The organism is Pseudomonas sp. 2,4-D, assembly GCF_030418155.1.
Lineage (GTDB): Bacteria > Pseudomonadota > Gammaproteobacteria > Pseudomonadales > Pseudomonadaceae > Aquipseudomonas > Aquipseudomonas alloputida.
Genome location: NZ_JAUHUI010000027.1, coordinates 67,330 through 76,272 on the forward strand (window position 1 = coordinate 67,330; position 8,943 = coordinate 76,272).

Genomic DNA, 8,943 nt, shown 5'->3' on the forward strand with positions numbered 1-8,943 from the left:
ATGGAGCTGTACACCTATTACCGTTCCACCTCGTCCTACCGGGTGCGCATTGCCCTGGCACTGAAGGGGCTGGCTTACCAGTCCCTGCCGGTCAACCTGCTGCAGGGTGAGCAGCGCGGCGAGGGCTATGTAGCCGTCAACCCGCAGGGCCGCGTACCGGCCTTGCGCACCGACGGTGGTGAGGTGCTGGTGCAGTCGCCGGCGATCATCGAGTACCTGGAAGAGGTTTATCCACAGCCTGCGTTGCTGCCGGCCACAGCCGAGGCACGGGCCAAGGTACGTGGGGTGGCGGCCATCATTGGTTGCGACATTCATCCGCTGCACAACGTCAGTGTGCTCAACCGGCTGCGCCAGGCCGGTCAGGATGAGGGGCAGGTCAACCAGTGGATCGGCCACTGGATCAGCCAAGGGCTCGCGGCAGTGGAGCAACTGATTGGCGATCACGGTTTCTGCTTTGGCGACACGCCTGGGCTGGCGGATGTGTATCTGATCCCGCAGTTGTATGCGGCCGAACGCTTCAACATCGACCTCGCCAGCTTCCCGCGCATCCTGCGGGTTGCCGCACTGGCGGCCGCGCACCCGGCGTTCGCCAAGGCCCACCCCGCCCAGCAGCCGGACAGTCCGGCTCAGTGAAGTGAACGGTTCGCCGCCGGAAGCTTGCCGATTCGCTCGGACAGCTTCAGGCGCTGGACCGGGTCTTCCGTCAGCAGCAATGCATGCTCCAGGTCGAAGCGCTCGGCCTGCGGGCAATCCAGATGATGGTAGAGCGAGGCGCGGGTCATGTAGTCGCTCACCTGCACTGGGCCCAACTGCATGATCCGCTCTGCATCGATCAACGCCGCCAGGTGGTTATCGTTACTGATGTGCAGTTGGCGCAGGTTGCGTGACAGGCGTTGCAGTATCTGCAGCGGGCTGGCGCTGCGAAGGTGCTCGGCTGTCAGCGCCAGGTGCGGGCCGAACTGGCGCGCCAGCAATTCTCGGCAGTCGCTGGGGTATAGGCGCCGGCCGCCACAGGGATCGAGCAGGTGGTCGGCACCCGGCACGCGCAGCAGGAAATGGCCAGGGAAGCCCACACCCTCCAGCGGTATGGACAGGCGCCTGGCCAGTTCCAAAGCGAGGATGGCCAGGGTCAGTGGTTGGCCGCGGCGGCGCTGCAGTACCTTGTCCATCATCGCCGCATGGGGGCGCAAGGGGTGATATTCATCCTGCTGAAAGCCCAGCGCATTCAGCTGGCGCAGCAGTGGCTGGGCCAGTTCGCTTAGTGGAAGCATCGGCAGGTTGGCGCTTATCTCGCGCTGCAGGTCGTGCAGCGCAGCAAGGCTGGCCGCGGGCTCGACACCAGGATCGTGCTCGGCGGCAATCCACAATGCGGCTTCCAGCAGGTCGACAGGCTCGCGTTCCAGGCAGGCCAGGCAGGCTTGACGTGGCTTCATGGGGCATCTCCACACACGTTTGAGTATTAGCCGTGGCGCGTGGTTTCGTCCAGTGGTCCGGCGGCGGCGTCAACGCCGAGGCCGTGCCTATACTGGAAGGAGCACCTCGCAGGGGAGCCGGTCGATGTTCGCGCTGATGCAAAGCACCCGTACCCAGTCACTGCACCTGTTCAATGACCCGCCTACGGGCCTGAAAGCCGTTGTGGCAATCCACAGTGAGCATTTGGGCCCGGCCATGGGGGGGTGCCGCTACCTGCCTTACGCCGATGACGAAAGCGCCATGACTGACGCGATTCGCCTGGCCCAGGGCATGAGCTACAAGGCAGCACTGGCCGGCTTGCCGATGGGAGGTGGCAAAGCGGTGATCATGCGCAACCCGCATGTGGAAAACCGCGCCGCGCTGTTCGAGGCCTTTGGCCGCTTCATCGATACCTTGCATGGGCGCTTCATTATCGCCGTGGACAGTGGCACCTCTACCTTGGACATGGACTGCATTGCCCACAGCACGCCCTACGTGACCAGCACCACTGCGTCGGGCGACCCATCGCCACATGCGGCGATGGGGGTGTTCGCGGGCATACGTGCCACAACCTCGTTCCGGCTGGGCAGCGATGACCTGAGAGGCTTGCGGGTAGCGGTGCAGGGATTGGGCAATGTCGGTTATGCACTGGCGGAGCAATTGCATGCGGTGGGCGCGGAGCTGCTGGTCAGCGACCTGGATCCGGGGCGTGTGCGACTGGCGATGGAGCAGTTCGATGCCAAACCGGTGACCAACGATGCGTTGATCAGTACCCCTTGCGATATCTTTGCACCCTGCGGCGTGGGCCCGGTACTGAACGGGCAGAGCGTGATGCAACTGCGTTGTGCGGCAGTCGCGGGGGCGGCCAACAACCAGCTGACCACCTTGCAGGTGGCGGACCAGCTGGAGTCGCGCGGTATATTGTATGCACCTGACTACGTGATCAATGCCGGTGGGCTGATCTATGTAGCACTCACCCACCGTGGCGAAGACCAGCGCACCATTACTGCGCACCTGGCGCGGATCCCTTCACGGCTGACCGAAGTGTTTGGCCATGCGCAGGCGGAGAAGCGTTCGCCGGCAAGGGTGGCGCAGATGTTGGCGGAGCGGTTGTTGTATGGCTGAAGGTTGATGATGGGGTGGGCCACTTCGCGGGTGAACCCGCACACCTCCAGCGATATCACTCGGCAGCAGTACCCTCAAGCAGTTCGGCCAACGCATCCGGCTGGTTTTTGAACGCCCGGGCGAACACATCGCGGTTCTTCGCCATGTAGATACCGGCTTCCTCGACCTGTTGCTCGCTCAGCGACGGCACCGCCTTGTGCAGCACTTCGGCCAGGCGCTCGGCCAGTTCGAGCATCTTGTCGTGACGGTCTGCTTCGGCCTTATCCATGAACAAGCGCTCCGGGTCGCGGCTGCTGCGGTACACCACTTCGACGGCCATTCATCACCTCTATGCCTTTTTGCTGGTTGCGTTGCGATTTACTGTATCTATATACAGTAATGGCAATGCCGGTTGGTTCGCAAGCAGAAATTGTAGCGTGGCATAGACCGAGCGCTGCGGGTGCGCCTTTGCCAGGAACCATTTTCTAGAAACGGATGTAGGAACGGGCTTGCCCGGGAATGGGGTGGCGGCTGCGACGGTGAATGACCGGGAGATATTGGCCGGCAGGTCCGGCCTATTCGCGGGTGAACCCGCCCCTACAACGGGTTTGAGGTGCGCCCCGGATGTTGGACATAAAATCCAACATCCGGGGCGCAGCTCAGTTTTTGGCGACACCACCGATTGACGAATGCGGTGGCGGGTTCGACGGTGAATGACCGCGGGATATTGGTCGGCAGGTCCGGCCCTTTCGCGGGCACGCCCGCTCCCACAGGTACTGTGCAAGTCTTGACGACTGTGGTGACCCTGTGGGAGCGGGCGAGCCCGCGAAGAGGCCGGCCCTTCCGTCACATTAACCAGCCTTAGTGCGAAGTCCTGGGCTCAGCGGGCATCTGCACCTGAACCAGTGCCGACTCAAGCAGAGCCCGCAGCGCCTCCAGTTCATGCATCGTGCCACGCCTCAAGGTGCCTTGCGGCAATCGGTCGCCTTCCAAGACAGGGGCTTGGCCCTTTAACTGCATGGCACAAGCGTCACATCAGCGACGCATCATCCTTAAAGACGTATCGGGGAATGGAACATCGTGAACATCAAATGGGCAGAAAAACTGCGCAAGGGCCTGCACGGCTCGGCCGACTCGCTGGGCAACCTGTGCGTCGAGGCGTTCCATTACCTGGCGCTGTTCGGCATTGGCGCCATCACCGCCTACGCGGCAGTGGTGACGTTCCTGGACATGCTGGGCAAGGGCGGGATCAGTGTCGATGACATCCTGCTGTTGTTCATCTACCTGGAGCTGGGGGCGATGGTGGGGATCTACTTCAAGACCAACCACATGCCGATCCGCTTCCTGCTGTACGTGGCAATCACCGCACTCACTCGCCTGCTGATCGGCGATGTTTCGCACCACAAGGCACCGGATGAAGGGCTGCTGTACCTGTGCGGCGGCATCCTGCTGCTGGCGTTCTCGATCCTGGTGGTGCGCTACGCGTCGTACCGCTACCCCTCGACCAAGGTGCTGGACGCCAACGGCAAGGCAGTGGAGGAGGGCAAGTAGCCCTCAGTTGGCAACGAAATGGCGCGGCTCGTGGCGGGCGTCACGGGTCAGCGCGGCCAGCACTTGCAGGGGGTTCTGGCTGAGTTCGATCGCAAGGCCCAGGCGGATGCTGTCGATCACCCGTTGCAGGCGCACCGGGTCGTTGCGTTGGGCCGGGGTGATGAGGCGTTTGGCGACCACGCCGGCGTCGTCGGACAGGGTCAGCATGATGCTGCCGTCGAGGTTGGCAATGCTCAGGTTCACCCGGTATTCGGGGGCGAATGCAGCACTGATTCGTTCGAATGGGTTGTTCATGGTCTTGCTTCTGCGGTGAGTGATGCAGAGGTTGACCGGGACGTTCGCACGTTGGTTCAGCGCCATTGATCGGCACAAACGAAAACGCCCGGCTCAAGGCCGGGCGTTTTGCATTGCCGATCAGGCGTCCGGGTCACTCAGTTCCAAGGCGCCGCGCTTGCTGCGCAGTTTGCCGTAGAAGTGCTCCAGCGCGTGATTGAGCTTGGTGGCGGCACCGTCGACTGCCTGGTCCAGCGAACTGGCGGTGTGGGTCACGGAAATCGGTTGGTGGCCTTTCGGGCGAGCCTCCATCTGGCAGCGTTTGTCATGCGGTCCGGGCTTGACGCCGTTCTCGTCGCGCAGGTGAACCTCGATGCGGGTGAGGTCTTCTTCGTAACGTTCCAGCGAGTTCTGCAGTGTGCTGCGGACCCACTGGTCGAGCCGGGCGTTACCGTCGAAATCGTTGCTGCTGTTGACCTGGATTTGCATGATTCAATCCTTATTCAGCTTGCTCGCATGGAGACGCGCCTAGGCCCTTGAGACCCTTGGAATTTCTGCGCCTCTTGACTCTAAGGTCAGGCAACTGCGGAATGAATTCAAGCCCTTTTTGAAAATAAATTTCTTGTTGCAGATTGGCTGACTGCGGCATGCCGCTCCGTCGGCCAATCGGCTGGCGGGTTCTGGGCTTTGCTTATGAGAATTGAAATCATTATTATTGCAGCCTTTAAAACGCCCGGACCCCGCCATGACGCGCAAAACCGCCGGCCTTCCCCTCAGCTATCGCCTGGCCGTGACATCCCGTAGCCTGGCCGCGCTGCTGGGCGGCTACTTGCTGGCGTCGATGGCCAGCGTCTGTATTGCCTTGCTGGCGCCACTGCCCAAGGTCGATGCCACGCTCACCGGCCTGCTGATGTCGTTCGTCTTCTACCTGCTGGCGTTCATCTGGTGTTTCGCCTGCCGCAGCGCCTGGCGTGCCTGGTTGGGCGTATTGGCGCCAAGCCTGCTGCTGGGCGTGATCAGCGGCGTTGCCTACTGGATGAAAAACCCATGAAAGAAGGCTTCCGCCAGGCCATGGCCTGGCTGCACACCTGGACCGGCCTGATCTTCGGCTGGCTGTTGTTCGCCATCTTCCTTACCGGCACGCTGTCGTACTTCAAGGAAGAAATCACTCATTGGTCGCAACCTGAAGTGCGCAGCCATGCCCTGGACCCGATCAACAGCCTTGCTGTCACTCAACGTTACCTGCAGGACAATGCAGGGCATTCGAGTACCTGGTTCATTCGCATGCCGAACGAGCGGGAGGCCGCCTTGAGTGTGGGCTACCGCGACCCCAGTGGCGGCCCGCGTGGCTTCGTCAGGAAAACCCTCGATACCCAGACCGGCCAGCCGGTGGAAGCACGTGACAGCCGCGGTGGTGAGTTCTTCTACCGCTTTCACTTCCAGCTTCAGATGCCTTACCCGGTTGGCCGTTGGCTCTCGACGTTCTGCGCTTTCATCATGCTGCTGGGGTTGGTCACCGGCATCATTACCCACAAGAAGATCTTCAAGGAGTTCTTCACCTTCCGCCCTGGCAAGGGGCAGCGTTCCTGGTTGGACGGGCACAACGCCATCGGCGTGCTGGTGCTGCCGTTTCACCTGATGATCAGCTACAGCAGCCTGGTGCTATTCATGTACATGGTGATGCCGGCGGGCATCATGGCCAGCTACGGCAATGATACCGGCAAGTACTTCAACGACCTGTTTGGCCGCAACGATGCGCCCAAGGCGGCCCAGGTGGCCACGCCGCTGGTAGCGCTGCCGAGCCTGTACGCCAAGGTGCAGGAGCTGCAGCCGGGGGCACGTGTCGGCAACATCCAGGTGCAGAACCCGGGCGACAGCAATGCCCGCGTCACCTTCACCCAATCGGCAGCCGACCACGTGGCTTATCGGCGCAGTGCCAACTGGACATTCGATGGGGCCAGTGGTGCGCTGTTGAGCCAGGGCAAGCCAGAGAGCGGGGTAATGATGACCGCCTTCAGTTTTGCCGGCCTGCACATGGGTAACTTTGCCGGGCCTTGGCTGCGCTGGCTGTACTTCTTCTTTGGCGTGGCCGGTACTGCGGTGATTGGTACCGGGTTGGTGATGTGGTTGGGCAAGCGCCAGCTCAAGCACGCCAAGAGCGGAGCTGTGCCAGGTGAGCTGCGCCTGGTCGAAGTGCTCAATATGGCCAGCATGAGCGGCTTGTTGCTGGCGGTGGCGAGCTTCTTCTGGGCCAACCGCCTGGTGCCCATGGCTGTCGAAGGCCGGGCCGACTGGGAGGTGAATGCTTTCTTCATCGCCTGGGGCCTGTCGCTGGTGCACGCCGTGCTACGTAGCGGGCGCAAGGCCTGGGGCGAGCAACTGGCGCTGGGGGCGCTGGCCTTCGCCCTGCTGCCGTTGCTCAATGGCCTGACGACTGACCGGGGCTTGAACCATTCGGTGCTGGAGGGCGACTGGGCCATGGCCGGCTTCGACCTGACAGCCCTGGGGACCGGCCTGTTTCTGGCCTGGCTGGCTCGCAAGATGCTGGCCAGCCCCACGCCCGTAGCCAAGCGCGCCGCGCGTGCGACAAAAAAGCCGAGCATTGAAACGGTGGGGGCGAGCTGATGCTGGGTAACGCACTGATCGCCTTTGCAGGCTTCGTTGCCCTGTGCCTGGCGATGGAAAAGCACTTCAGCGACTTGCTCGGGCGCAAGCCGCGCCCGCGCCACTTGCACCTGTTGCGTGTCGCAGGTTGGCTGCTGCTGATACTGTCGCTGGTGCTCAGCGTGCACCAGCGTGGCTGGGCCCTCGGCCTGGTGGAGTGGACCGCGGTGATGATGGCCGGGGTAACACTGTGGGTGTTCGGCCTGCCGTACCAGCCTCGTCTGCTGCTGGGCCTGGCCGCCGCCAGCGTGGTGCTGGGCCCGATGCTCGCCGTGTTTGCCGTGTGACCCCCGTGAGCGAGCCAGGGGATATCATCGAGCCTCACGCTGACAGCGCAGGCGCACGTGCACGTTTCGTCCAGGTGTTCCAGGCCCAGCGTGCGCGTATGGAGGCGCTGGTGAGTCGTCGAGTCGGCTGCCGCGCCACCGCTTCGGACCTGGTCCAAGAGTTGTTTCTGCGTTTCTGGCGTCGCCCCGAGGTCAAGGTCGAGGCGCTGGACACATACCTGCTGCGTTGCGCGGGCAACCTGGCCATAGACCACCTGCGCAGCGAAAGTAGCCGCGAACGCGTGGCCGAAGCCGCTGTGCCGGTGAGCGAGGCGAGCCTGGCCCAGGCCCCTGAACAGGCCGTGGAGGTCGACCACGACTTGCAGCGTATCGAGGCCACCTTGCGTGCCTTGCCCGAGCGCACCCGGCAGATCTTCCTGCTCAACCGCATTCACGGCTGCAAGTACAGCGAGATCGCCAAAGCCATGCAGCTGTCACAGAGCGCCGTGGAAAAGCATATGATGCGCGCCCTTGAAGCGTGCAAGGCGAGTGTTGCCGAGCCCGCGTCCACCCCACGCCGGCCAGGGAGCGCCCGTCGATGAGCCGTTTACCGCCGATCACCGAAGCGCAGTTTCAGGCTGCCCTGCGATGGCTCAACCGGATCAACGAGCAACCCGGGCAAGCCGAAGGGGCGGCATTCAAGCGCTGGTTGCTGGCCGACCCCGCGCACCGGGCAGCTTATGAACAGGCCCAGGTGCTGTGGCAGAAAAGCGCCGCCCCGGCGGCGCGGCTGGCGGACGAGGAACAGGACGCCCTGCAGCGCTACCTCGATGCCATGGCCAGACCACCCGCTCGTGGCGGCTGGCGGCGGGTGGCAGGGCTGGCGTTGGCAGCCTGCCTGGTGCTGGCCGTGGGCGTCGCTGGTGGTTGGCACCCAGGGTACTGGTTGCAGGACCTGCAGGCGGACTACCGCAGTGCCGGGCAGATTCGCCAGGTGACCTTGGCCGACCAGTCACAGGTGACGCTTGATGCAGGTAGCGCCATTGCGGTCGATTTCGCCCAGGGTGAGCGCCGTGTGCGGTTGCTGCATGGCGCGGCGTTCTTCGAGGTTTCTCATACCGGTGAGCCGTTCCTGGTGGAAGCTGCCGGCGGCGAAGTGCGTGTGCTTGGCACCCAGTTCGAGGTGCGTGAGCAAAGCGAAGGCGCCCAGGTGACGGTGCGTAGCGGGCGTGTGGGTGTCAGCCCCGCGCAGGGCACTTTGGCGCGAGAACTGACAGCCAACCAGCAGGTGGCCTACAGCGCAGGCAGGGTAGGCGACACCTTGGCTGTGGACAGTGACAACCGCCTGGCCTGGCGCCAGGGGTGGCTGAACTATTACCAGGTGCCGCTGGCGCAGGTGATAGATGACCTTGGGCGTTATTACCCGGGGCGTATCCTGTTGCTCGATGGTGACCTGGGGCAGCGCAAGGTCAGCGGCAGTTTCCCGGTGGCCGAGCCGCTGCTGGCGCTGGATTCGCTGGGCAAGGTGATGGGTTTCTCGCGGCAGACCGTGTTGGGGCGTTTGACCCTGATTCGGTAGTTGCCTGTGCCGGCCTCTTCGCGGGTAAACCCGCCCCTACAGCCCCCCCCCTGT

Annotated in this window: 12 protein-coding genes; 8 read left to right on the top strand and 4 right to left on the bottom strand. The window is 63.2% G+C overall.

The window, feature by feature from the left end; genetic code table 11:
- On the top strand, positions 1-633 hold the full coding sequence (maiA, locus tag QYE47_RS18540; protein ID WP_019436967.1) for a maleylacetoacetate isomerase: 633 nt from the start codon (positions 1-3) through the stop codon (positions 631-633).
- On the opposite strand, the gene QYE47_RS18545 is transcribed toward maiA, so the two are convergent.
- Positions 627-1,433: a SirB1 family protein gene (locus QYE47_RS18545; RefSeq protein ID WP_064491624.1), complete on the bottom strand. Its 807-nt coding sequence runs from the start codon at positions 1,431-1,433 to the stop codon at positions 627-629. The genes maiA and QYE47_RS18545 overlap by 7 nt on opposite strands.
- 124 nt (positions 1,434-1,557) lie before the next feature.
- On the opposite strand from QYE47_RS18545, the gene QYE47_RS18550 reads away from it, so the two are divergent.
- Positions 1,558-2,577, top strand: coding sequence for a Glu/Leu/Phe/Val dehydrogenase dimerization domain-containing protein (locus tag QYE47_RS18550; RefSeq protein WP_010955279.1), 1,020 nt, complete (start codon positions 1,558-1,560; stop codon positions 2,575-2,577).
- Between the two features lie 55 nt (positions 2,578-2,632).
- Here the strand turns inward: QYE47_RS18550 and QYE47_RS18555 are convergent, their stop codons facing one another.
- Positions 2,633-2,896 (bottom strand): YebG family protein, encoded by a 264-nt coding sequence (locus QYE47_RS18555; protein ID WP_014592333.1) that lies wholly within the window; start codon positions 2,894-2,896, stop codon positions 2,633-2,635.
- Positions 2,897-3,636: 740 nt separating this feature from the next.
- Between QYE47_RS18555 and QYE47_RS18560 the strand changes: the two genes are divergently transcribed.
- Positions 3,637-4,107: a phosphate-starvation-inducible protein PsiE gene (locus QYE47_RS18560; protein WP_003251685.1), complete on the top strand. Its 471-nt coding sequence runs from the start codon at positions 3,637-3,639 to the stop codon at positions 4,105-4,107.
- A gap of 3 nt (positions 4,108-4,110) precedes the next feature.
- Here the strand turns inward: QYE47_RS18560 and QYE47_RS18565 are convergent, their stop codons facing one another.
- Positions 4,111-4,401, bottom strand: coding sequence for a DUF3509 domain-containing protein (locus QYE47_RS18565; RefSeq protein WP_026031873.1), 291 nt, complete (start codon positions 4,399-4,401; stop codon positions 4,111-4,113).
- A gap of 120 nt (positions 4,402-4,521) precedes the next feature.
- A complete protein-coding gene (locus QYE47_RS18570; RefSeq protein WP_014592331.1) occupies positions 4,522-4,869 on the bottom strand; it encodes an HPF/RaiA family ribosome-associated protein in 348 nt (115 codons plus the stop codon).
- Between the two features lie 256 nt (positions 4,870-5,125).
- On the opposite strand from QYE47_RS18570, the gene QYE47_RS18575 reads away from it, so the two are divergent.
- The 5 genes from QYE47_RS18575 to QYE47_RS18595 are packed head-to-tail and all read left to right on the top strand — an operon-like array spanning position 5,126 to position 8,889.
- Entirely contained in the window at positions 5,126-5,431 is a 306-nt protein-coding gene (locus QYE47_RS18575; protein WP_070384340.1) for a DUF3649 domain-containing protein, read from the top strand.
- Entirely contained in the window at positions 5,428-7,005 is a 1,578-nt protein-coding gene (locus QYE47_RS18580; protein ID WP_070384339.1) for a PepSY domain-containing protein, read from the top strand. Before QYE47_RS18575 ends, QYE47_RS18580 begins: the two co-directional genes overlap by 4 nt.
- Positions 7,005-7,331 carry a DUF3325 domain-containing protein gene (locus tag QYE47_RS18585; protein WP_014592328.1) on the top strand — a complete coding sequence of 109 codons (327 nt, stop codon included), beginning with the start codon at positions 7,005-7,007 and terminating at the stop codon, positions 7,329-7,331. The genes QYE47_RS18580 and QYE47_RS18585 overlap by 1 nt, the downstream gene beginning before the upstream one ends.
- A gap of 5 nt (positions 7,332-7,336) precedes the next feature.
- Positions 7,337-7,912 carry an RNA polymerase sigma factor gene (locus QYE47_RS18590; RefSeq protein WP_010955272.1) on the top strand — a complete coding sequence of 192 codons (576 nt, stop codon included), beginning with the start codon at positions 7,337-7,339 and terminating at the stop codon, positions 7,910-7,912.
- A complete protein-coding gene (locus QYE47_RS18595) occupies positions 7,909-8,889 on the top strand; it encodes a FecR domain-containing protein (RefSeq protein ID WP_070384338.1) in 981 nt (326 codons plus the stop codon). The genes QYE47_RS18590 and QYE47_RS18595 overlap by 4 nt, the downstream gene beginning before the upstream one ends.
- Positions 8,890-8,943: the final 54 nt, after the last annotated feature.